The organism is Streptomyces sp. NPDC111606, assembly GCF_055656945.1.
This window is the reverse complement of record NZ_JBVKBY010000001.1, coordinates 1,582,558-1,604,951: the sequence shown is the minus strand read 5'-3', so window position 1 is coordinate 1,604,951 and position 22,394 is coordinate 1,582,558. Positions and strand designations below refer to the sequence as shown.

Annotated in this window: 23 protein-coding genes; 13 read left to right on the top strand and 10 right to left on the bottom strand. The window is 70.1% G+C overall.

The window, feature by feature from the left end; genetic code table 11:
* The first annotated feature begins 90 nt into the window (after window positions 1–90).
* The 5 genes from ACZ7M7_RS07290 to ACZ7M7_RS07270 all read left to right on the top strand — a co-directional run bounded on the left by ACZ7M7_RS07290 (window position 91) and on the right by ACZ7M7_RS07270 (window position 5,745).
* The gene (locus ACZ7M7_RS07290) at window positions 91–1,884 is read left to right on the top strand and encodes a DEAD/DEAH box helicase (RefSeq protein ID WP_383608705.1); all 1,794 of its coding nucleotides are present in this window, start codon (window positions 91–93) and stop codon (window positions 1,882–1,884) included.
* A gap of 390 nt (window positions 1,885–2,274) precedes the next feature.
* Window positions 2,275–2,916 (top strand): IclR family transcriptional regulator, encoded by a 642-nt coding sequence (locus ACZ7M7_RS07285; RefSeq protein WP_383608708.1) that lies wholly within the window; start codon window positions 2,275–2,277, stop codon window positions 2,914–2,916.
* Window positions 2,917–2,998: 82 nt separating this feature from the next.
* Entirely contained in the window at window positions 2,999–3,781 is a 783-nt protein-coding gene (locus ACZ7M7_RS07280; protein ID WP_472113618.1) for a chorismate synthase, read from the top strand.
* On the top strand, window positions 3,778–4,887 hold the full coding sequence (gene menC / locus ACZ7M7_RS07275; RefSeq protein ID WP_383608714.1) for an o-succinylbenzoate synthase: 1,110 nt from the start codon (window positions 3,778–3,780) through the stop codon (window positions 4,885–4,887). Before ACZ7M7_RS07280 ends, menC begins: the two co-directional genes overlap by 4 nt.
* Window positions 4,888–4,953: 66 nt before the next feature.
* Entirely contained in the window at window positions 4,954–5,745 is a 792-nt protein-coding gene (locus tag ACZ7M7_RS07270) for a S16 family serine protease (protein ID WP_472113615.1), read from the top strand.
* Here ACZ7M7_RS07270 and ACZ7M7_RS07265 read toward each other — a convergent pair.
* The 7 genes from ACZ7M7_RS07265 to ACZ7M7_RS07235 form a co-directional block, all read right to left on the bottom strand.
* The gene (locus tag ACZ7M7_RS07265; RefSeq protein WP_472113612.1) at window positions 5,742–5,930 is read right to left on the bottom strand and encodes a hypothetical protein; all 189 of its coding nucleotides are present in this window, start codon (window positions 5,928–5,930) and stop codon (window positions 5,742–5,744) included. The genes ACZ7M7_RS07270 and ACZ7M7_RS07265 overlap by 4 nt on opposite strands.
* A 14-nt stretch (window positions 5,931–5,944) precedes the next feature.
* The gene (locus tag ACZ7M7_RS07260) at window positions 5,945–6,529 is read right to left on the bottom strand and encodes an ArsR/SmtB family transcription factor (RefSeq protein ID WP_383632828.1); all 585 of its coding nucleotides are present in this window, start codon (window positions 6,527–6,529) and stop codon (window positions 5,945–5,947) included.
* A gap of 66 nt (window positions 6,530–6,595) precedes the next feature.
* Window positions 6,596–7,555: a glycine betaine ABC transporter substrate-binding protein gene (locus ACZ7M7_RS07255; protein ID WP_472113608.1), complete on the bottom strand. Its 960-nt coding sequence runs from the start codon at window positions 7,553–7,555 to the stop codon at window positions 6,596–6,598.
* Complete coding sequence (locus ACZ7M7_RS07250; RefSeq protein ID WP_383632834.1) at window positions 7,552–8,412, bottom strand: ABC transporter permease; 861 nt, start codon at window positions 8,410–8,412, stop codon at window positions 7,552–7,554. The genes ACZ7M7_RS07255 and ACZ7M7_RS07250 overlap by 4 nt, the downstream gene beginning before the upstream one ends.
* Complete coding sequence (locus ACZ7M7_RS07245; RefSeq protein ID WP_383632837.1) at window positions 8,409–9,659, bottom strand: betaine/proline/choline family ABC transporter ATP-binding protein; 1,251 nt, start codon at window positions 9,657–9,659, stop codon at window positions 8,409–8,411. The genes ACZ7M7_RS07250 and ACZ7M7_RS07245 overlap by 4 nt, the downstream gene beginning before the upstream one ends.
* The gene (locus ACZ7M7_RS07240) at window positions 9,652–10,299 is read right to left on the bottom strand and encodes an ABC transporter permease (protein WP_328427358.1); all 648 of its coding nucleotides are present in this window, start codon (window positions 10,297–10,299) and stop codon (window positions 9,652–9,654) included. Before ACZ7M7_RS07240 ends, ACZ7M7_RS07245 begins: the two co-directional genes overlap by 8 nt.
* A 26-nt stretch (window positions 10,300–10,325) precedes the next feature.
* A complete protein-coding gene (locus tag ACZ7M7_RS07235) occupies window positions 10,326–10,805 on the bottom strand; it encodes an Lrp/AsnC family transcriptional regulator (protein ID WP_472113989.1) in 480 nt (159 codons plus the stop codon).
* Between the two features lie 137 nt (window positions 10,806–10,942).
* On the opposite strand from ACZ7M7_RS07235, the gene hppD reads away from it, so the two are divergent.
* From hppD to nthA, 4 genes are all read left to right on the top strand, one after another.
* The gene (gene hppD / locus ACZ7M7_RS07230; RefSeq protein ID WP_383608733.1) at window positions 10,943–12,088 is read left to right on the top strand and encodes a 4-hydroxyphenylpyruvate dioxygenase; all 1,146 of its coding nucleotides are present in this window, start codon (window positions 10,943–10,945) and stop codon (window positions 12,086–12,088) included.
* Window positions 12,089–12,202: 114 nt separating this feature from the next.
* Window positions 12,203–12,499: a hypothetical protein gene (locus tag ACZ7M7_RS07225; protein ID WP_472113602.1), complete on the top strand. Its 297-nt coding sequence runs from the start codon at window positions 12,203–12,205 to the stop codon at window positions 12,497–12,499.
* Window positions 12,492–12,779, top strand: a complete 288-nt coding sequence (locus ACZ7M7_RS07220) for an SH3-like domain-containing protein (protein WP_369271339.1) — start codon at window positions 12,492–12,494, stop codon at window positions 12,777–12,779. Before ACZ7M7_RS07225 ends, ACZ7M7_RS07220 begins: the two co-directional genes overlap by 8 nt.
* A complete protein-coding gene (gene nthA / locus ACZ7M7_RS07215; protein ID WP_451173799.1) occupies window positions 12,769–13,350 on the top strand; it encodes a nitrile hydratase subunit alpha in 582 nt (193 codons plus the stop codon). Before ACZ7M7_RS07220 ends, nthA begins: the two co-directional genes overlap by 11 nt.
* A gap of 6 nt (window positions 13,351–13,356) precedes the next feature.
* Here the strand turns inward: nthA and ACZ7M7_RS07210 are convergent, their stop codons facing one another.
* Window positions 13,357–14,724 carry a tetratricopeptide repeat protein gene (locus ACZ7M7_RS07210; RefSeq protein WP_472113986.1) on the bottom strand — a complete coding sequence of 456 codons (1,368 nt, stop codon included), beginning with the start codon at window positions 14,722–14,724 and terminating at the stop codon, window positions 13,357–13,359.
* 229 nt (window positions 14,725–14,953) lie between these two features.
* Here ACZ7M7_RS07210 and ACZ7M7_RS07205 point away from each other — a divergent pair, with 229 nt between their 5' ends.
* Window positions 14,954–16,360 carry an FAD-binding oxidoreductase gene (locus ACZ7M7_RS07205; RefSeq protein WP_472113983.1) on the top strand — a complete coding sequence of 469 codons (1,407 nt, stop codon included), beginning with the start codon at window positions 14,954–14,956 and terminating at the stop codon, window positions 16,358–16,360.
* 19 nt (window positions 16,361–16,379) lie between these two features.
* Here ACZ7M7_RS07205 and ACZ7M7_RS07200 read toward each other — a convergent pair whose 3' ends face one another.
* Window positions 16,380–16,793 carry an SsgA family sporulation/cell division regulator gene (locus ACZ7M7_RS07200; RefSeq protein ID WP_383608746.1) on the bottom strand — a complete coding sequence of 138 codons (414 nt, stop codon included), beginning with the start codon at window positions 16,791–16,793 and terminating at the stop codon, window positions 16,380–16,382.
* A 262-nt stretch (window positions 16,794–17,055) separates the two neighbouring features.
* Between ACZ7M7_RS07200 and ACZ7M7_RS07195 the strand changes: the two genes are divergently transcribed.
* Together ACZ7M7_RS07195 and ACZ7M7_RS07190 are read left to right on the top strand one after the other, a co-directional pair.
* Window positions 17,056–18,576 (top strand): RDD family protein, encoded by a 1,521-nt coding sequence (locus tag ACZ7M7_RS07195; RefSeq protein ID WP_472113598.1) that lies wholly within the window; start codon window positions 17,056–17,058, stop codon window positions 18,574–18,576.
* Between the two features lie 89 nt (window positions 18,577–18,665).
* Entirely contained in the window at window positions 18,666–19,343 is a 678-nt protein-coding gene (locus ACZ7M7_RS07190; protein ID WP_472113596.1) for an RDD family protein, read from the top strand.
* 44 nt (window positions 19,344–19,387) lie between these two features.
* Here ACZ7M7_RS07190 and ACZ7M7_RS07185 read toward each other — a convergent pair whose 3' ends face one another.
* Window positions 19,388–19,639 carry a hypothetical protein gene (locus ACZ7M7_RS07185; protein ID WP_328427367.1) on the bottom strand — a complete coding sequence of 84 codons (252 nt, stop codon included), beginning with the start codon at window positions 19,637–19,639 and terminating at the stop codon, window positions 19,388–19,390.
* Between the two features lie 398 nt (window positions 19,640–20,037).
* On the opposite strand from ACZ7M7_RS07185, the gene ACZ7M7_RS07180 reads away from it, so the two are divergent.
* On the top strand, window positions 20,038–22,386 hold the full coding sequence (locus ACZ7M7_RS07180; RefSeq protein ID WP_472113593.1) for an immune inhibitor A domain-containing protein: 2,349 nt from the start codon (window positions 20,038–20,040) through the stop codon (window positions 22,384–22,386).
* Window positions 22,387–22,394: the final 8 nt, after the last annotated feature.

The window sequence follows — 22,394 nt, the reverse complement described above, 5'->3', positions numbered from 1 at the left end:
GCCCCGCTCGCCCCTGGGCACGGTCGGGCCGCCGGTAGGGTGGCCCGGTTGTCATACGTAGCCGAGCCGCCCGACCCCTTTACGGAGACCGTGACTACCACCGCCGCCTCCTCCTCGCACCACCTGTCACCCGCCTTCCCCGGCCGCGCCCCCTGGGGCACCGCCAGCAAGCTGCGTGCCTGGCAGCAGGGGGCGATGGACAAGTACATCCAGGAGCAGCCGCGTGACTTCCTCGCGGTCGCCACACCCGGCGCCGGAAAGACGACGTTCGCGCTGACGCTGGCCTCCTGGCTGCTGCATCACCATGTCGTGCAGCAGGTCACCGTGGTCGCGCCGACCGAGCATCTGAAGAAGCAGTGGGCGGAGGCGGCCGCGCGCATAGGCATCAAGCTCGATCCCGAGTACAGCGCCGGGCCGCTCGGCAAGGACTACCACGGCGTCGCCGTGACCTACGCGGGTGTCGGCGTGCGGCCCATGCTCCACCGCAACCGGGTCGAGCAGCGCAAGACCCTCGTCATCCTCGACGAGATCCACCACGCCGGCGACTCCAAGTCCTGGGGCGAGGCCTGCCTGGAGGCCTTCGAGCCCGCCACGCGACGACTCGCCCTCACCGGCACGCCGTTCCGGTCCGACACCAACCCCATCCCCTTCGTGACGTACGAGGAGGGGAACGACGGAATCCGGCGGTCGGCCGCCGACTACACGTACGGCTACGGCAACGCGCTGGCCGACCACGTCGTCCGGCCGGTCATCTTCCTGAGCTACAGCGGCAACATGCGCTGGCGCACCAAGGCGGGCGACGAGATCGCCGCGCGGCTCGGCGAACCCATGACCAAGGACGCCATCAGCCAGGCCTGGCGTACGGCGCTGGATCCGCGCGGCGAGTGGATGCCGAGCGTGCTGCGCGCCGCCGACCAGCGGCTGACCGAGGTCAGGAAGGCCATCCCGGACGCCGGTGCGCTCGTCATCGCCTCCGACCAGGACTCGGCGCGCGCGTACGCCAAGCTGATCCGTGAGATCACCGGCAACAAGGCGACCCTCGTCCTGTCCGACGACGCCGGGGCGTCCAAGCGGATCGACGACTTCAGCGGCAACAACGACCGGTGGATGGTCGCCGTACGCATGGTGTCCGAGGGCGTCGACGTGCCGCGCCTCGCCGTCGGCGTGTATGCCACCACCATCTCGACCCCGCTCTTCTTCGCGCAGGCCGTCGGCCGTTTCGTGCGATCCAGGCGGCGCGGCGAGACCGCCTCCGTCTTCCTGCCGACCGTCCCCGACCTCCTCACCTTCGCCAACGAGATGGAGGTCGAGCGCGACCACGCCCTCGACAAGCCGAAGAAGGAGGGCGAGGAGGACCCGTACGCCGAATCCGAGAAGGAGATGGAGGAGGCGAACAAGGAGCAGGACGAGGACACCGGCGAGCAGGAGCAGTTCTCCTTCGAGGCGCTGGAGTCCGAGGCCGTCTTCGACCGGGTGCTCTACGACGGCGCCGAGTTCGGCATGCAGGCCCACCCCGGAAGCGAGGAGGAGCAGGACTACCTCGGGATTCCGGGGCTCCTCGAACCCGACCAGGTGCAGATGCTCCTCCAGAAGCGGCAGGCCCGGCAGATAGCGCACAGCCGCAAGAAGCCGGACGCCGAGGCCGACCTGCTGGAGCTGCCCGCCGAGCGCCGGCCCGTCGTCTCGCACAAGGAGATGATGGAGCTCCGCAAGCAGCTCAACACGATGGTGAGCGCGTACGTCCATCAGAGCGGCAAGCCGCACGGCGTCATCCACACCGAGCTGCGCCGGGTCTGCGGCGGACCCCCGAGCGCCGAGGCCACGGCCGGGCAGCTGCGGCAGCGCATCGCCAAGGTTCAGGAGTGGGCCACCCGGATGCGGTGACGCTGAGCGCTGTGCCTTGGCCGCGGTCACCGGTGCGGTTCCTGTCGTCGTCGGCCGCGGGCCCGTTTGTGACTTGGCGCGCAGTTCCCCGCGCCCCTGAATGGGCGCTGCACGCGCCGTACGTATCCGGGCAAACGGGAGTGGTCCGTACCGGCCGCTGCCCGGATTCTGGACGGAGCCTTCCGCTCAGCGAACCGGCTTCGCTAATGTCCCGCTACGCACACGCCCCGTGGCAGCGCCGCCGCGGAGCGCAGCCGTGAAGCGACGCGGTCCGGACAGTCAGTCCGGGCCGCCGGCCGATCGGCGGCCTCTGAAGCGCGTCACTGACGGGACTCCGTGACGCACCCGCCGCGAGGGGGCTGCCGACCTCACCACTAAGGAGTGGGCGTCGTGACCGCGGAGACCTCTCAGACGCTCGACCGGGGACTGCGCGTCCTCAAGCTGCTGGCCGACACCGACCACGGGCTGACCGTCACCGAGCTTTCCAACAAACTGGGCGTGAACCGGACCGTTGTGTACCGGCTGCTCGCCACGCTTGAACAGCACGCCCTGGTACGCCGTGACCTGGGCGGTCGCGCCCGCGTCGGACTCGGTGTGCTGCGACTGGGCCGACAGGTGCATCCGCTGGTACGGGAGGCCGCGCTGCCCGCGCTGCGTTCGCTGGCCGAGGACATCGGGGCGACGGCCCATCTGACGCTGGTGGACGGCACGGAGGCGCTGGCCGTTGCCGTGGTCGAGCCGACGTGGACGGACTATCACGTGGCCTACCGGGCCGGTTTCCGGCACCCGCTGGACCGCGGTGCCGCGGGCCGGGCCATACTCTCCGCCCGGCAGCAGCCGCTGGAGGAACCCGGATACACCCTGACCCACGGTGAGTTGGAGGCAGGAGCGAGCGGAGCCGCCGCGCCGCTGATAGGCGTGACCGGCGTCGAGGGCAGCGTGGGCGTGGTGATGCTGGCCGACGCGGTGCCGGAGCGAGTGGGGCCGCGGGTCGTGGACGCGGCCCGGGAGGTGGCGGAGGCGTTGCGCTGACGCGGCGCGGGAGTGGCGGAGGCGTTGCGTTGACGCGTGGGTGCACTAGGCAGGGCCCCGCGCCACCTCCGACACTCGTGTCATGACCTCACTGAGCATCCGCACCGTCCACGAGCCCGCCGGGTTCACCGCTGTTGCCGACTACTTCAGTGACGTATGGCAGACGCCTCGCGCCGCGCCGCCCTTGCTGCCCGAGACGCTGAACAGCCTCGCTCACGCGGGCGGGGCGGTGCACGCCGCGTACGACGGGGAGCGGCTGGTCGGTGGCTGTGTCGCCGTGTTCGGGCCGCCGGCGTCGCGGGAGACGTACTCGCTGCTGGCCGCCGCCCGGCAGGGGCTCGGGCCGCAGATCAAGCGGGCGCAGCGGGCCTGGGCGGTGGAGCTCGGGGCGCTCACCATGCGCTGGACCTTCGATCCGCTGGTCGGCCGGAACGCCCGGTTCAACTTCGTCAAGCTGGGCGCCGCCGGCACCGGCTACCTCATCGACTTCTACGGCCCGATGGCGGACGGCGTGAACGACGGCGACGAGAGTGACCGGCTGGAGGTGACCTGGGACCTGATCGGGCCACCGCAGGGGCAGTCCGGCCACGCCGGGCCCGGCACCCCGGATCGCGAGGCCGCACCCGCCACCCACACGGCCCCCGACGGCGGGCCGCTCGCCCGCCGGGACCCGCAGGACCGGTATGTCTGGTGCCGCGTACCGGACGACATAGTGGCGCTGCGGGCCGCGGACCCGGAGCTCGCGCTGGGCTGGCGGCGGGCCGTGCGCGAGGTGTTCACGAAGGCCTTCGCCGACGGGTTCACGGCGACGGACATGTCCCGGGACGGCTGGTACACGCTCACCCGCCGGGAGGCCACCTCGTGAAACTCGAACGCGTCGAGATCGTCCACGTGGCGATTCCGCTGGTCAGCCCCTTCCGTACGTCCTTCGGCACGATGACGACGAAGGACACCTTCCTGCTGCACGTCGTCACGGACGCGGCCGAGGGCTGGTCGGAGTTCGCGGCCGACCCCGAGCCGCTGTACTGCTCGGAGTTCGTGGCCGGCGCGGAGATCGTCCTGCGTGACTTCCTGCTGCCGCGCGTCGCCGCCCTGCCCCTGCTCGGTACGGCCCACCTCGCTCCGGCGATGGCGGGGATCAAGGGACACGAGCTGGCGAAGGCGGCGCTGGAGACGGCCGTACTCGACGCGGAGCTGCGGTCGTACGGCATGCCGCTGGCCACGTATCTCGGGTCGGTGCGCGAGCGGGTGCCGGCCGGGGTGTCGGTCGGGATCAGGGGGACGGTCGCCGAGTTGCTGGACGACGTCGAGGGGTATCTCGCCGAGGGGTATGTCCGGATCAAGCTGAAGATCGAGCCGGGCTGGGATCTGGAGCCGGTACGGGCCGTGCGCGACCGCTTCGGAGCGGACCTGCCGCTCCAGGTCGACGCCAACACGGCGTACACGCTCGCGGACGCCGAGCATCTGCGGCGGCTGGACGAATTCGGGCTGCTGCTGATCGAGGAGCCGCTCGCGGAGAACAACCTGTACGCCCACGCCCGCCTCCAGCAGCGCATCGCTACCCCCGTCTGCCTGGACGAGTCGCTGCACAACGCCGCCGACACCGCGTCCGCGATCGCGATGGACGCCTGCCGGGTGGTGAACGTGAAGCCCGCGCGGGTCGGGGGATACCTGGAGGCGCGGCGCGTGCATGACGTGGCGTACGCGCACGGGGTGCCGGTGTGGTGCGGCGGCATGCTGGAGACGGGCATCGGCCGCGCCCCGAACCTGGCGCTGGCAGCCCTGCCCGGCTGCACGCTGCCCGGGGACACGTCGGCGTCCAGCCGCTACTTCGCCGAGGACATCACGGAGCCGTTCGTGCTGGTCGACGGCCATCTTCCGGTGCCACGGTCGCCGGGCATCGGGGTGGCGCCGGTGCCGGAGACGCTGCGGCGCTTCACGAAGGAACGGCGAGACCTGTACGTGACCTGAATGGGGCAACCTGGGCAGCTCCGACCTGCGCCTGGCCGGAACCCGCCGCCACGTTAGATTGATCCCGTGCTCTCTCGTCTCACACGCCCCCGGGCCATCGCCGTCTGCGCCCTGCCGGTCGTGGCCCTGCTCGCCACGGCCGCCTTCGCGCCGCTGCCGTTCTCGCTGACGCAGCCCGGTCTGACGGCGAACGTGCTGGGCGACAACAAGGGCGAACCGGTGATCACGATCTCCGGGGCACCGACCCGGGACACGAGCGGCCAGCTGCGCATGACGACCATCGAGGCGACGTCCCCCGACACGGACGTGCGGTTCGGTGACGTGATCGACGCCTGGTTCAGCACGGAGAAGGCGGTCATGCCGCGCGACTCGGTCTATCCGAGCGGGCAGAGCACGCGGGAGATCGAGCAGTACAACACAGAGCAGATGAAGGAGTCCCAGGACGCCGCGACCGAGGCCGCGCTGAACTACCTGGACCTCAACGACAAGAACATCAAGGTCACCCTCACCCTCGCGGACGTGGGCGGCCCCAGCGCCGGCCTCCTCTTCTCCCTCGGCATCATCGACAAGCTGAACGGCGACGGCGAGGGCGGCGACCTCACGGGCGGCCGCAGCATCGCCGGCACGGGCACGATCGACGCGGCGGGCAAGGTCGGCGCGGTCGGCGGCGTCTCCCTCAAGACCCAGGCCGCCAAGCGCGACGGGGCGACGGTCTTCCTGGTACCGAAGGCCGAGTGCGGCGACGCGAAGGCGGAACTGCCGGAGGGGCTGCGGTTGGTGCCGGTGACGACGCTGAAGGGGACGGTGGGCGCGTTGGAGGCCCTGGAGTCGGGGAAGGGCTCTGTGCCGAGCTGCTAGTGCGCGAGCGCCGGCGGCCGGGGAGTGGCGAGGCGAAGGCCGAGTTCCACGAGGGTCCAGCCGAGGCGGCTGCGGAGGTCGTACGGCCGGCAGGCCAGGGCCGCGAGGCGATGGGCTGCTGCTTGGGCGTGGAGTTCGGCGGCGCGGGCATGGTGCAGGGCGAGGCGGCTCTCGGGGTGCTCCATCGGGCTTCGGCCTCTCAGTCCGTGCTGATGGGGAAGGTGCGGGTCTGCACGCGGACGGTGCTCACATCGGGGGCGTCCGCGACATCGGGCCGATCGCGATAGCTGTCGACCAACTCATGCAGCTTGTCGGCGAGTTCGTGTGCCAGCTCCGGGGTCAGTCGGAGTGTCATGCTGCTCATGTCCGCGCTGCGGTTCCACGCTTCCGACCAGTCCTCGCGGGTGCCGAGCCAGGTCGACAGCTCGCGCGTCTGTGTGGTCGCGACCTCGTGCAGGTAGAGGTCGGCCGCGCCGCGCACATCCGGATTGGGGTCGCGCAGGAGGGCGTCGTCGAATCGCAGCCCCTGCACCGCCGCCTTCCACCACCGCTCCCGGCCCTTGCCCCGCTCAGGGTCGTCCTCCACGAATCCGTGGGCCGCGAGCTGGCGCAGGTGATAGCTGGTGGCCCCACTGGACTCGCCCAGTTTCTCGGCGAGTTGGGACGCGGTGGCCGGTCCGCCGAAGCGCAGGGCGTCGAGCAGCTGCATGCGCAGGGGGTGGGCGAGTCCGCGCAGGGAGCGGGCGTCGAGGTCGTGAACCTTGGCAGGGCGGGACTCCGTCATGCATGCAAAGGTAGCGTTGCAAAGAAACCTTTGCAACGAGTTCTTTGGAACTCACTCCGCAACCCCCTACTTCACAAACCCCTCCTCCTTCATCCAGTCCAACGCCACCTGATGCGGATCCTCCCCGTCCACGTCCACCTTCGCGTTCAGGTCCTGCGCCACCGTGTTGTTCAGCTTCTTGGTGATCGGGTCGAGGACGTCGGGGATGGCCGGCCATTTCTTCAGGGTCTTGGTGTTGATCACCGGGGCAGCGTTGTAGTTGGGGAAGAAGTGCTTGTCGTCGTCCATCACCACGAGGTTCATGGACTTGATGCGGCCGTCCGTCGTGTAGACCTCGCCGTAGGTGCAGTTCCCCTTCGCGGCCTGCGTGTAGATGATCCCGGTGTCCATCTGGGTGATGTTCTTCGACGGTACGTTCATGCCGTACGCCTTCTGCATCCCCGGCAGCCCGTCCGCCCGGTTGGCGAACTCGACCTCCACGCACAGCGTCACCGCGGACGGGTCGGACTTGGACAGCGCAGCGACCTCGGAGAGGTCGTTGGTGCGGTACTTCTTGTGGTTCGCCTGGTTCATCGCCAGGGCGTACGTGTTGTCCAGCGCGGACGGCGGCAGCCAGGTCAGCCCGTTCTTCACGTCCTCCTTGCGCACCGCCTCCCACTGCTCGCGCGGGTCGGTGATGGGCTCGCTGTGCCCCAGGTAGGTGATCCAGGCCGTGCCCGTGTACTCGTACCCGGCGTCGGCATCACCCTTGCGCACCGCCTCGCGGCTGCCGATGGAGCCCTGGATGCCGGTGCGGTCGAGTACCTCCGCGCCCGCCGCCTCGAAGGCGATGCCCATGATCGCGCCGAGGATGAGCTGCTCGGTGAAGGACTTCGACGTCACCGTCAGTTCGGCGCCCTTCAGCGGCTCGCCCCGTCCGATGCTTCCGGGCCGTACGTCGTCGACCATGGGGGAGCCGCTGGTCAGACCGCACCCGGCGGCCGCCACCAGCAACCCCGCCGCGAGCAGGGCCGTCCGCCGCCTCATAGGTCCAGCCCCCGTGGCCGCAGCAGCACTTCCACCAGCGATGCCAGCCAGTCCACCAGCAGGGCGAGGGCGACCGTGAGGATCGAGCCGAGGACCAGGACCGGCATGCGCTGGTTGGTGATGCCGGCCGTGATCAGCACGCCCAGCCCGCCGCCTCCGCCGAAGACCGCCAGGGTCGCCGTACCGACGTTGAGGACCAGGGCCGTGCGCACGCCCGCCAGGATCAGCGGAACCGCCAGCGGCAGCTCCACCCGCGTCAGCACCCCCGTCGCGGACATGCCGATACCGCGCGCCGCCTCCAGCACGGTCGGGTCGTTCGCCTTGAGACCGGCGATGGTGTTGGACAGCACGGGCAGTACGGCGTAGGCGATCATGCCGATCAGGGCTGCCTTCCGGCCGATGCCCAGCCAGATCACCAGCAGGGCGAGAAGACCGATCGCGGGGGTCGCCTGGCCCATGTTGGCGAGGGCCATGGCCACCGGTGTCGCCTTCCTGAACGCCCGCCGGGTGAGCAGGATCCCCAGCGGGATCGCGATGATCAGCACGAAGAAGGTGGAGATCACCGTGAGTTCGATCTGCTCCCACAGGGCCTGCGAGACCTGACCGTTCGACAGCGCGTTCTCGGAGACGGGGTCGAGGTCGGCCTGCTGGAACCACAGCCAGGTCGCGAGCAGCAGCACCACCAGCATCGTCGGCACGATGGTGAGCTGCTGCCAACTCAGCTTCCTGGCCGGGCGCTTCGCGGCGAAGCGCGAGGGGGCCCCGTCGCTCCCGTCCGGCTCGGGGTTCTCGGGTGCCTCGCCAAGTTCGGACGTCTCCTGAACCCGGGACGTCCTCGGGGTCTCGGGAGTGCTCACGCCTTGTGCTCCCCTCCGTCGCCCTCCTGCTCGGCGTGCGTGCGCCCGGCCCGGGAACCCTCCAGCTCGTGCTGGGCCTCGAGCGCCTCCAGCCGGTCCGCCTCCAGCAGCTCGTGCACGGAGTTCATCAGCGTCTCCATGTCGACCACGCCCGTGTACTCACCGCGCCGCCCGGTCACCACCACCCGCCCCGCGTTGTCGGTGAGGACCGCCTCCAGGGCGTCCCGCAGCGTGGCGTCCCGCGTCACGGTGTCGTTCACCAGCGTCCCGGCCCGTGCGAGCGAACCCCTGGCCCGCATCAGGTCGCCCCGCCGCAGCCACTTGTAGGGCCGGCCCCGCTTGTCGAGCAGCAGGATCTCGTTGGTGCCGCTGGAGCGCAGCCGGTTGAAGATCTCCTGGAGCGGATCGTCGAAGGTCACCGTCGGATAGTCGGTGATCTCCACGTCCCGTACCCGGGTCAGGTTCAGCCGCTTCAGCGCCGCACCGGCTCCGACGAACCCGGACACGAAGTCGTCGGTGGGGTTGGTGAGGATCGCCTCCGGGGTGTCGAACTGAGCGATGTGCGACTGTTCGCGCAGAACGGCGATACGGTCACCGATCTTGATCGCCTCGTCGAAGTCGTGGGTGACGAAGACGATCGTCTTGTGCAGCTCGTGCTGCAGCCTGATCAGCTCGTCCTGGAGGTGATCACGAGTGATCGGGTCGACCGCGCCGAACGGCTCGTCCATCAGCAGCACCGGCGGATCGGCGGCCAGCGCCCGCGCCACGCCCACGCGCTGCTGCTGCCCGCCGGAGAGCTGGCGCGGATAACGGCCGTGGAACTCGCCCGGGTCCAGCCCGACGAGGTCGAGCAGTTCCTCGACCCGCGAGCCGATCCGCGTCTTCGACCAGCCGATCATCTTCGGCACGAGTCCGATGTTCTGCGCGACCGTCATGTGCGGGAACAGGCCGGCGGACTGGATCGCGTAACCGACCTTGCGGCGCAGCTTCACCGGGTCGATGTCGGTGACGTCCTCGCCGCCGATGCGGATACGGCCGCCGGTCGGCTCGATCAGCCGGTTGATCATCTTGAGCGTCGTGGACTTCCCGCACCCGGAGGGGCCGACGAGGATGACCACCTCGCCCGCCTTGATCTCCATGTTCACGCTGTCCACGGCCGGCTGCGGGCTGCCGGGATAACGCTTGGTCAGGTTCTCCAGCTCGATGGAGGCTCCGTGGCGGCCGCTGCCGGACTCGTGCTCAGACACGGATCCCCCTGGGGATGGTCAGCCGTCCGATCAGGACGTACGCGGCGTCGAACAGCAGCGCCAGGATGATGATCCCGACCGTGCCCGCGAGCACCTGGTTGAGCGCGTTCGCGCTGCCAAGCGAGGCGAGCCCGCGGAAGATCACATTGCCGAGACCGGGCCCGGAGGCGTACGCCGCGATCGCCGCGATGCCCATCAGCATCTGCGTCGCGACCCGGATCCCGGTCAGGATCGGCGGCCAGGCGAGCGGCAGCTCCACCTTGAGCAGCTGGGTGAGCCGGGACATGCCGATGCCCCGGGCCGCCTCCACCAGGGACGGATCGACGCCGCGCAGCCCGACGATCGAGTTGCGCACGATCGGCAGCAGGCCGTACAGCGTCAGCGTGATCACCGTGGGCGGCACGCCCAGCCCCACGATCGGAATGAGCAGACCGATCATGGCGAGCGACGGAATGGTCAGGATGCCCGCGGTGGTCAGCGTGGCGAAATTGCCGGCCCACTCGCTGCGGTACGTGGCCACGCCGATCAGCACCCCGAGCAGGGTCGCCACGACCATGCACTGGAAGACGGCGCTGGCGTGCTGGTAGGCGTCGGTGAGCAGCTGCTGGTGGCGGTTGCCCAGGTACTCCCAGAAATTCACACGGACTCACCCCACCAGGTCGCGGGCTAGCTGTTCGCCCGGTCCTCCGCCGCCTGCTCCACCAAGGGGATGATCCGCAGCGGAACGGGGTTCTCCATCACGATCGCCGTGGAGGCCCGGACGATCCCATCGAAACCGACAACACGGTCGATCACCCGCTGAAGATCGGCGTTGGAGCGTGCGACGAGGCGGCACATCATGTCCCCGGTCCCGGTGGTCGTGTGCAGCTCCAGCACCTCCGGCACGGTCGCCAAGTGCGCCCGTACGTCGGCCCCTTGCCCCTGCCGGATCTGCAGCGTCGCGAAGGCGGTGACCGGATACCCGAGTGCCGCCGGATCGACCTCGGGACCGAAGCCGCGGATGACTCCGTTCGACTGAAGCCGGTCCAGCCGCGCCTGCACGGTCCCGCGAGCCACCCCCAGCCGCCGGGACATCTCCAGCATCCCGATCCGCGGCTCCCGCGCCAGCAGCACGATGATCCGTCCGTCCAGATGATCGATCGCCACGACAGCCCGCCTCTTCTCGCCACTGGGGGTGGTCATCCTGTACAGAAAGCCCGCATGGACGGGCTCACTACTGAGCAGATTGCCCAGCCGAAAACCAAACTATTGCGCACCTTGCCGCATGGCATGAGGCTGCGCTTATGACGCAGACCACACACCACACTCCCGACACCGCCCGGCAGGCCGACCCCTTCCCGGTCAAGGGAATGGACGCGGTCGTCTTCGCCGTGGGCAACGCCAAGCAGGCGGCGCACTACTACTCGACCGCTTTCGGCATGCGCCTCGTGGCCTACTCCGGACCGGAGAACGGCAGCCGCGAGACCGCGAGCTACGTGCTGGAGAACGGCTCCGCCCGTTTCGTCCTCACGTCCGTCATCAGGCCCGCCACCACCTGGGGCCACTTCCTCGCCCAGCATGTGGCCGAGCACGGCGACGGTGTCGTCGACCTCGCCATCGAGGTGCCGGACGCGCGAAAGGCGTACGCGTACGCGCTCGAGCACGGCGCCACGTCCGTCACCGAGCCCTACGAGCTGAAGGACGAGCACGGCACCGTCGTCCTGGCCGCCATCGCGACGTACGGCGAGACCCGCCACACCCTCGTCGAGCGCACCGGCTACGACGGCCCGTACCTCCCCGGCTATGTGGCGGCGAGCCCCATGGTCGAGCCGCCCGCCCAGCGCACCTTCCAGGCGATCGACCACTGCGTCGGCAACGTCGAACTCGGCCGCATGAACGAGTGGGTCGGCTTCTACAACAAGGTCATGGGCTTCACGAACATGAAGGAGTTCGTGGGCGACGACATCGCGACCGAGTACAGCGCGCTGATGTCGAAGGTCGTGGCCGACGGCACGCTCAAGGTCAAGTTCCCGATCAACGAGCCCGCCATCGCCAAGAAGAAGTCCCAGATCGACGAGTACCTGGAGTTCTACGGCGGCGCGGGCGTCCAGCACATCGCGCTCAACACGAACGACATCGTCGAGACGGTACGCACCATGCGCGCGGCCGGGGTTCGGTTCCTCGACACCCCGGACTCGTACTACGACACCCTCGGCGAGTGGGTCGGCGACACCCGCGTCCCCGTCGAGACCCTGCGTGAGCTGAAGATCCTCGCGGACCGCGACGAGGACGGCTATCTGCTGCAGATCTTCACCAAGCCGGTCCAGGACCGCCCGACGGTCTTCTTCGAGATCATCGAACGCCACGGCTCCATGGGCTTCGGCAAGGGCAACTTCAAGGCCCTGTTCGAGGCGATCGAGCGGGAGCAGGAAAAGCGCGGAAACCTCTGACGGCCGGCTGAGCCTCTCCCGGAGTGCGGGTTCCACGGGGGGACCCGCACTCCGGGGCGCCTGCCACAGCCGCGCACGCCCGCGCGAAGCCCGAACGCGCCGTACGCTGGCTCCATGGCCAGGATCAACGACGTCGGCGGCGTCGAGGGGTTCGGTACCGTCGACACCGCGGACGACTCCGAGCCCTTCCACGCCGACTGGGAGGCGCGCGTCTTCGGGATCTGGAACGCCCTGCGCGCGCAGGAGATCTTCAATCTGAACGAGTTCCGGGACGCGATCGAGTCGATCCCGCCGCGCGAGTACCTGGCGGCGTCGTACTACGAACGCTGGTTCATCGCGATCAGCGACCTCCTCGAACGCAAGGGCGTGCTGGAGCCCGGCGAGCTGGATCGGGACGGGCTCGATGGCTGACCGTTTCGCCCCGGGGTCGCGTGTGGTGACGTACCTCCACGACCCGGCCCACCACACCCGCCTGCCCCGCTACGCACGCGGCAAGCGGGGCGTCGTGATCGAGCCGGAGGGGCCCGCCGAACTGGCCGACATCAGCGCGCAGGGGCGTGCGGACGTGCCGGTGGAGCAGGTTTACGCGGTGCGGTTCCAGGCGCGTGACCTGTGGGGCGAGGGCGACCATCACGTCGTACTGGATCTGTGGGAAAGCTACTTGGAAGAGGACCGTGGCGATGAGCGGTGACCACTCCGACGCGACGATCGCCCGCCGGGTGCGGCGCCTGGAGACCCTCCTCGAGGACAAGGGCGTGCTCACGGGCGGGGAACTGGACGAGGCGATCGACGCGTTCCTCGCGGGCGCCTCACCGGCGAGCGGGGCGCGGGTCGTCGCGCGGGCCTGGACCGACGAGGACTTCAAGTCCCGTCTGCTGACGGACGGTACGGCGGCCGTGCGCGAGCTGGGCTTCATGGAGGGCGGCTACCAGCGCCTGCGCGTCGTCGAGAACACGGCGTCGACGCACAACGTCATCGTCTGCACCCTCTGCTCCTGCTACCCCATCCGCCTCCTCGGGCCGTCCCCGAGCTGGTACAAGTCCGAGCCGTACCGCTCCCGCGTGGTCCGCGAACCCCGAGCGGTCCTCGCCGAGTTCGGCCTGGACCTGCCGACCGACACGCGGATCACGGTGTGGGACTCCAGCGCGGAGACCCGCTACATGGTGCTGCCGCGCCGGCCGCAGGGCACGGAGGGGATGCCGGAGGCGGAACTGGCGGGACTGGTCAGCCGCAACGCGCTGATCGGCACGGCGGTCCTGTAGGCGAGGTCACCGCCGCTTCGGCTCGGCGTCCATGTCCGGTACGTCCTCCACCGACGGCTCGCCCAACTCCTCCAACGCCGACTCGGCCAGCGGTACCCGCGTCGGTGAGAAGTGCGGATTGATCCGCAACGCCTCCTGCAGATGCCGCCGCGCAGCCCCGGGCATCCTCAGTTCCCGCTCGATCATCCCCTGGTGATAGACGTACAGCGCGCTGCGCACCCCGCCCCCGCGCTTCTTGTCGTTCGCCAGCCTCGCGAACTCAAGTGCCTCCTTGTCCGCCCCGGCCCGGTGCAGCGCCCACCCCAGCGCGTCGGCCACCGCGACCCCCGGCTGCCGCCGCCACTCGGTCCGCAGCCGCTGCACGGCTGACTCCGGGTCGCCGTGGTCCGCCTCGAAGTGGCCCAGCACGAGTGCGTCGTCCACACCGCCGGCCGCCGCCCGTGCCGTCCGCTCCCGCAGCAGGTCGTACTGCACGCGGGCCGGCTGCTCCAGGCCCAGCGACTCGTACAACTCGCCCAGCTCCAGCGCGTATTCGGGGAGCGGCTGCTTGGCGAGGGCGACCCGGTACGCGTTCAGCGCCTCCGTCGTGCGGCCCAGTGCCGCCAGCGTCCGCCCCTGCCCGGCGAGCGCGGCCCGCTGGTCGGGGTCGAGGCGTACGGCCTCCTTGAAGTGGCGCAGGGCCACGTCCAGGTCGCCGCGTTCCCAGGCGAGCTGCCCGGCACGTTCGAGATACGCGGCGCGCTCGGCCGGGGCCCGCGCGCCCGCCGCCGCGTCGGACAGCGCCACCGCCGCGTCCTCCCGCCAGCCCCGGTCCCGGTAGACGGCCGCCGCCCGGGCCTGCACCGCCGGGCCGGAGCGCAGCTCCAGCAACCGGTCCAGCGTCCGCTTGGCCGCCTTGTGGTCACCCAGCCCCGTGTAGGCGTCGATCAGCGGCGGATACGTCGTCCACCGCTTGCGGTCCGTCTTCAGCGCCGCCTCGCCCCAGGTCCGCGCCGCGCCGAAGTCCCGCCGCGCGTTCGCCAGTGCCGCCATGCCGGCCATCGCCTCGGCGTTCGGGTCCCGCACCTTCAGCGACGTACGCAGCGCCTTCTCGGCCTTCGGGTAGTACTCCGGCTCGGCGGTGCGCCGCCCCTGCTCCACATACGCCGCGCCCAGCACCGCCCACGAACGGGCGTCCTCGGGGTGGGCCCGCAGATGGCTCTCCCGCTCGTCGATCAGCACCGCCAGATCGGGCAGCGCGGCCGGCACGCCCGCGGTGACCGCGGCGAGTGCCTGCGCCCCGGGTGCCGGTCCGGGCGCCCGCGTCCCGCCCTGACCCCACGGCAGCAGCACCAGCGCCCCACCGAGCACGGCACACCCCGCCACCGAGGCCATCAGCACCCGCCGCCGGATGCGCGGCCGGCGGCCCGGCGTGCCCGGTCCGTTCTGCGCTGTGTTCTTCGATGCGTCATTCGAGGCGTCGGTCTGCGCGGCGCTGTTCCCCGTGGCGCTGTTCTCCATGGCGCTCACTGTGCGTCAAGCCATGCGTCAATACGACGACCACACCCGTTCGACCCCGACGGCCGTACGCGGGGTTCACACCGATGGCCCCGAGTGCGACGCTGTGATCATGAGCCGTACCGAAGCCGCACCCGACCAGGCCCGGGGTGACCTCACCGAGCGGCTGCTCGCGGGTCTGCCTGCCGAGGCCGTCCTCACCGATCCCGACGTCACGGCCGCCTACGCCAACGACATGGCCAGCTTCTGCCCGGCCGGCGCCCCCGCCGTCGTCGTCCTGCCGCGGACCGTCGAAGAGGTCCAGCACGTCATGCGCACCGCCACCGCCCTGCGCGTCCCGGTCGTCCCGCAGGGCGCCCGCACGGGCCTGTCTGGCGGGGCCAACGCCTCCGACGGCTGCATCGTGCTGTCCCTGACCAAGATGGACCGCATCCTGGAGATCAACCCCGTCGACCGCATCGCCGTCGTCGAGCCCGGTGTCATCAACGCCGCCCTCTCGCGCGCGGTGGGCGAACACGGCCTGTACTACCCGCCGGACCCCTCCAGCTGGGAGATGTGCACGATCGGCGGCAACATCGGCACGGCCTCCGGCGGCCTGTGCTGCGTGAAGTACGGGGTGACCGCCGAGTACGTGCTCGGCCTGGAGGTCGTCCTCGCCGACGGGCGGCTGATGTCAACGGGCCGCCGTACGGCCAAGGGCGTCGCGGGATACGACCTGACCCGGCTCTTCGTCGGCTCCGAGGGCTCGCTCGGCATCGTCGTACGGGCCGTCCTGGCGCTGCGGCCGCAGCCGCCGCAGCAGCTGGTCCTGGCCGCCGAGTTCGGGTCGGCGGCGGCCGCCTGTGACGCGGTGTGCCGGATCATGGCCGGCGGGCATGTGCCGTCGCTGCTGGAGATCATGGACCGTACGACGGTCAAGGCCGTCAACGACCTCGCGCACATGGGGCTGCCGGAGACGACCGAGGCCCTGCTCCTGGCCGCCTTCGACACCCCGGACCCGGCCTCCGACCTCGCCGCCGTGGGCGCCCTGTGCGAGGCCGCCGGCGCCACCCAGGTGGTCCCGGCCGACGACGCGGCCGAGTCCGAACTCCTCCTCCAGGCACGGCGGTTGTCCCTCACCGCGCTGGAGGCGGTGCGCGGTGTGACGATGATCGACGACGTGTGCGTGCCCCGCTCGCGGCTCGGTGACCTGATCGAGGGCGTCGAGCGGATCGCCGAGAAGCACCAGCTCACCATCGGGGTCGTCGCCCACGCCGGTGACGGCAACACCCACCCGACCGTGTGCTTCGACGCGACCGACCCCGACGAGTCCCGGCGCGCCCGCGAGTCCTTCGACGAGATCATGGCCCTCGGCCTGGAACTCGGCGGCACGATCACCGGCGAGCACGGCGTGGGTGTCCTGAAGAAGGAGTGGCTGGCGCGCGAGATCGGCCCCGTCGGGATCGAGATGCAGCGGGGCATCAAGCAGGTCTTCGACCCGCTGGACCTCCTGAACCCGGGGAAGCTGTTCTGATACGTCCCCTGGGCACTGCTCACTGGGCGAGCAGCTGGTCGAGCGCGTCGTCGATCCCCAGCTGCCCGCCCTCGGTACCCGGGGGCACCAGCCGCAGCGTGCGCTCCAGCCAGGCCGACACCTGCGCGGCCGGCGCCTCCAGGAGGGCGTCCCCGTCCGGCGAGCTCAGCGCCATCAGTACGACACTGCGGCCCTCGACCTTCGTCGGCCACACCCGCACGTCCCCGTGCCCGCACGGCCGGAACACCCCCTCCACGAGCAGTTCGCGGGAGAAGGTCCAGTGCACCGGGTGCTCGGAGTTGATGTGGAAGGCGATGTGGACGGCGAACGGATCGTCGCTGTGATAGCTCAACAGCGCCGGCACGCAGACGCTGCGCTCGGGCGACAGGACGAGCCTGAGCTCCAGCTCACGCTCGACGACGGTGTGCTCCATGGCGTGCGTTCCTCTCTCATGACGCGAACGGCCCTCTGTGACCGGGCCCGTACGAGTGGAGAGGCAGCGCAGGGGTGGACCATTACGCGGGTTCACGAAACTTTTCCGGGCCCAGCGCCCAGGGCCGTACCGCACATGTGGAGTACGTGTACGAGGTTGCCCGGAAAGGGGTGGGTCCTACGGGACTGGCAGTGGTTGTTGCGCCGGTCTGATAGATGTGGAGGCCTCTATTTGACCCACGAGCAGATACCGGACGACGGACATGAGCGCCCCTACCCCGGCCCCGGGTGACGACAGGCCCCGCGATGGGTATTACCCGGACCCGTCCATTCCTGGATATGTCCGGTACTGGAACGGCGCCTCCTGGGTGCCGGGCACCAGCCGTCCGGCACCGACGGACGGCGAATCGCTCGCGCCGCCGCCCGGCGCGAACCCCGACGTGCCCTCGGCGGGTTCGGTCGAGGAGACCGGCCCGCACTTCTTCGACGAGGAGCCGGCGCAGGGGTCCTCGCCGGCCGACGCCCAGCACGGCAGCCGGCCCGAGCCGGCCTCCGCCTGGGGCGCCGACCCCGCCCACCAGGCCGGCTTCGGCGGCGAGCAGGACCACCGCGTCTCCTGGGGCAACCCGCAGGAGCCCGACCCGAGGGACCCGCGCACGGCGGCGGCCGCGGGTGGCACCGCCCGCACGGACGGCACCGCCTCGATCCCGCCCGCCGAGCCGGACGCGCCCGCCGGGGGCGTCGCCTCCAATGACACGTTCATGATGCGCAGGCCCGTGGCGGAGTCCGGCGGCCCCGCCCCCGTCGACGGCACCATGGCCATCCGCGCGGTCTCCCCGCGCACGGGGCAGCAGGGCAGGGCGGCCGGGGCGCAGTCCGGAAGCACGGGCGCGTCCGCCGGTTCGGGCGCCGCACGTCCGGACGCGGACCGCCCCTCCGCGGCCGGCGCCCCGCAGGGTCCCGGCTTCGGTGCCGGGAAGGCCGCCGCCGAACGGGCCGCAGTGGCCCAGGGACAGGCTCAGACGCCCGCCGGGGCCGCGGCTGCCGCCCAGTCCGCCACCGGCGCCCCCGCGGCCTTCTCCGGCCCGCAGCAGGCCTCCCCGAGCATCCCCCAGCAGTCCGGCGGACCGCAGCCGGTGGCGGCCGCGTCCGACACGCCCTTGACGTCGGGCTCCGGCGGCGGCCAGTCCTCCTGGGCGCAGCAGGTGCACCGGCTCGCGGGCCCCGGCGACGACCAGCCGGTCGCCCCGTGGAAGCCGCCGACCCTGGACCCGTTCCAGGCGGCCGCCATGCGTCAGGCCGCCGCCCGCCCCGCGGGCCTCGGCAAGCGGCTGGCCGCCCGGCTGCTGGACACCGTCGTGCTGGCCGCCGTCACCGCCGTGGCCGCCGTACCGCTCGGCACCAAGGCGCTCGACCACGTCAACGACAAGATCGACGCCGCCAAGCTCTCCGGCGAGACGGTCACCGTCTGGCTGCTGGACGGCACGACCTCGGCGTATCTCGGCGTCATCCTGGCCGTGCTGCTCCTGTTCGGCGTGGTCTACGAGGTCCTGCCCACCGCCAAGTGGGGCCGCACACTGGGCAAGAAGCTGCTCGGCCTGGAGGTGCGGGACATCGAGGCCCACGAACCCCCGGTGTTCGGCGCGGCCCTGCGCCGCTGGCTCGTCTACAGCATCCCCGGCCTGCTCGCCGTCGGCGTCGTCGGCGTGCTGTGGTGCCTGTTCGACCGGCCCTGGCAGCAGTGCTGGCACGACAAGGCGGCGCGTACGTTCGTCGCGGGCTGACCGCATACAGCAAACGGCCCGGAAGATTCCGTACCCCGGACGGCCCCGCGCCGGATGCGGAGCCGCCCGGTTCGCGGTCGACTCGGGCCATGAGCAGCGAACCGCCTCCCGGCCCCGGTCAGCAGCCCCCGGAAGACGATCCGTTCAAGAAACAGCCCCCGCCGGACGGGGGCTCGGGTTCGCCGTACGGTGATCAGCCGCCGTACGGCGGCCAGCCTCCGCCTCCCCCCGGCGGCCAGCCCCCGCCCTACGGTGGCGGCGGTCCGTACGGAGGTGACCCGTACGGCGGCGGCGGTCAGCCCACCGACCCGCTCGCCGGGATGCCGCCGCTCGCCGGCAGCGGCAAGCGCACGCTGGCCCGCATCATCGACATGATCCTGGTGGGCGTCGTCGTCTGGCTGCTCACGTGGGGGTTCGGCGTCACCGAGTACGACGTGGACACCGACAAGGTGGAGTACGGCAAGTCGTTCCTGCAGTCACTGGTCGCCGCCGTGCTCTTCATCGCCTACGACACCTACCTGACCGCCAAGACGGGGCAGACGCTCGGCAAGAAGCTGCTCGACATGCGGGTGGCCAACCTCGACAACGGGGCCACGCCGTCCGTGCAGACCTCGCTGATCCGGGCGGCGGTGCTGTGGATCCCGTTCGCGTTCTGCTGCGCCTGCATCTGGACCCTGATCTGCGGTGGCTGGAGCTACTTCGACCGGCCGTACAAGCAGGGCCTGCACGACAAGTCGGCGAAGACGGTGGTGGTCAGCACCAGCTGACGCCGGTGCCGGCAACCGCAGTCGGTGCCGGCGGACGGCGTGCGTCAGGACTGGGTCAGGACAGGCTCCTCGGCCTGTTCCCGTTCAGTGCGGGCGGGCTTGCGCACAACCACCACGCGGGGCTTCTTGGGCATGGGCACCGTCATGGCGACCAGCAGCCCGAGCAGAAGCGCCGATACGGCGATGACCGCGATCCCCACACCCGAACTGGTCTGTGACAGCAGCAGCATGGCGAGCGTCGAGAAGATCACGGTGCACGAGCCGTAGGCGAGCTGTGCGGCAGTCGGACGAGGCATGATCATCGTGTCCTCGGAATCAGGGGTGCACGGGGGTCTCGGCCTGGCTTTCCGCCGACGTCCGGGCGTTCCGCCATCCGACTCTAACGGCGTGCATGCCCGAGTGGAACAAACCGTAAGCGTGACCTGACCAACAGTGCCGGTGCACGGGGGGCGCACGGAGTCATCTCGTCCAGCAAGTGGACGGCGGCACGCGCCCATTGCCGGAAAGGTCGTTGTCCGCTAAACGAACATCAACTCCGCATAATGCAATTGACCTGTCCAAGTCAAGGTCTGTTTTTTCTGCTTAACCTCTAGTCAAATGTCGTCACTTGACTACACGCGTTGATCAGGCGCACGCGGAGACTCCACGACCAGGACCCTTCCTTCCGCGTGCCCGAACGCGGGGGAGGAAGCAAGTGACCAGTAGACCCTGGACGTTCCGAACGGCGGCAACCGCCGTCGCGCTCGCGACCGCAGCGGCCACGTTCTCGACCTTCGCGGTGGCTCAGGCCGACGAAGGCGCGCCGGCTGCGTCCGTCGAGCGGCACGACCCGGCGGAGCACACTCACGCCGACCACAACCTCGACGGCCCGATGAGCAAGACTCAGGAGGCGCAGCGCGAGGAGGCCCTGAACCAGCTCATATCCGGGCGGGCCAAGACCAAGAAGCGTGGCGGCTCGCAGGTCGTCGAGCTCAAGAGCAAGAAGGGCGACAGCAAGTACGTCGAGCTGGGCCGCGAGAAGACCGACAAGATCTTCACGATCCTGGTCGAGTTCGGCGACAAGGTCAGCGAGTTCGGGGGCACGCCCGGCCCGCTGCACAACCAGATAGCCAAGCCCGACCCCAAGAAGGACAACTCCACGGCCTGGAAGGCCGACTACAACCAGAAGCACTTCCAGGACCTGTACTTCGGCACCGGCAAGAAGACCGAGTCGGTCAAGAAGTACTACGAGAAGCAGTCCTCCGGCCGCTACTCGGTCGACGGCGAGGTCTCCGACTGGGTCAAGGTCCCCTACAACGAGGCCCGTTACGGCAACAACGCCTGCGGCCAGACCAACTGCTCCAGTGTCTGGAACGTCGTCAGCGACGGTCTGAACTCGTGGGTCGCCCAGCAGAAGGCAGCTGGGAAGACCGACGCCGAGATCAAGGCGGACGTCGCGAAGTTCGACCAGTGGGACCGCTACGACTTCGATGGCGACGGCGACTTCAACGAGGCCGACGGCTACATCGACCACTTCCAGATCGTGCACGCCGGTGAGGACGAGTCCGCGGGCGGCGGCGCGCAGGGCACCGACGCGATCTGGGCCCACCGCTGGTACGCGTTCGGTACCGACGCGGGTGCCACCGGCCCCGACGGCAACAAGCTGGGCGGCGCGAAGATCGGCGACACCGGCATCTGGGTCGGCGACTACACGGTCCAGCCCGAGAACGGCGGCCTCGGCGTCTACGCCCACGAGTACGGCCACGACCTCGGTCTGCCGGACCACTACGACACCCAGGGCGGCGAGAACTCCACCGGCTTCTGGACCCTGATGTCCTCCGGTTCCTGGCTCGGCACCGGCAAGAAGGAGATCGGTGACCTGCCCGGCGACATGACCGGCTGGGACAAGCTGCAGCTGGGCTGGCTGAAGTACGACACGGCCAAGGCCGCGACGACGTCCGAGCACAAGCTCGGCTTCGCCGAGTACAACACCCGGCACAAGCAGGCCCTCGTGGTCGAGCTTCCCAAGAAGAAGGTCACCACCGAGATCGTCGCCCCGGCGCAGGGCGCGAACCAGTGGTGGAGCGGCAGCGGCGACAACCTCGCCAACACGCTGACCCGTTCGGTGGACCTCACCGGCAAGTCGGCGGCCTCCCTGACGCTCGGCGGCTGGTACGACATCGAGGCCGAGTACGACTACCTCTACACCGAGGTCTCGACCGACGGCGGCGCCAACTGGACCGCGATCGACGGCACCGTCGACGGCGCGGCCATCCCGAAGGACGCCAGCGGCAAGCCGGCGATCACGGGCACGGTGGACGCGTACAAGAAGCTGGTCTTCCCGCTCGACGCCTACGCGGGCAAGAAGTTCGACCTGCGCTTCCGCTACCAGACGGACGGCGGAGTGGCCCAGAAGGGCTTCGCGGCCGACCAGATCACCGTGACCGCCGACGGCACCGCCGTGTTCTCCGACAACGCCGAGGCCGCGGACGCCGCTTGGAAGACCAAGGGCTTCTCGCGCATCGGCGCGTCCATCACGGACGACTACGCGCAGTACTACATCGCCGAGAACCGTCAGTACGTGTCGTACGACAAGACCCTGAAGACGGGCCCGTACAACTTCGGCTTCTCGACGACCCGTCCGGACTGGGTGGAGCACTACGCGTACCAGAACGGCCTGTTGATCTGGAAGTGGGACACCTCCCAGGCGGACAACAACACCAGCAAGCACCCCGGTGTCGGCCTCGTCCTCCCGGTCGACTCCCACCCGGCTCCGCTGAAGTGGTCCGACGGCACGCTGATGCGCAACCGCATCCAGTCCTACGACGCGCCGTTCAGCACGTTCCGCACGGACGGCATGACGCTGCACAACGCGGACGTCGCGACCCGGATCCCGTCGCGTGCCGGGGTGCCGGTCTTCAACGACCACACCAGCACGTACTACAGCGCGGAGACCCCGACCGCGGGTGTCAAGATCACTGACACCAACACCAAGATCAAGATCATCAAGGAGCCCAAGGACGGCTCGACGATCACGGTCGAGGTCGGTCCCGCGGTGAAGTAAACCGCATA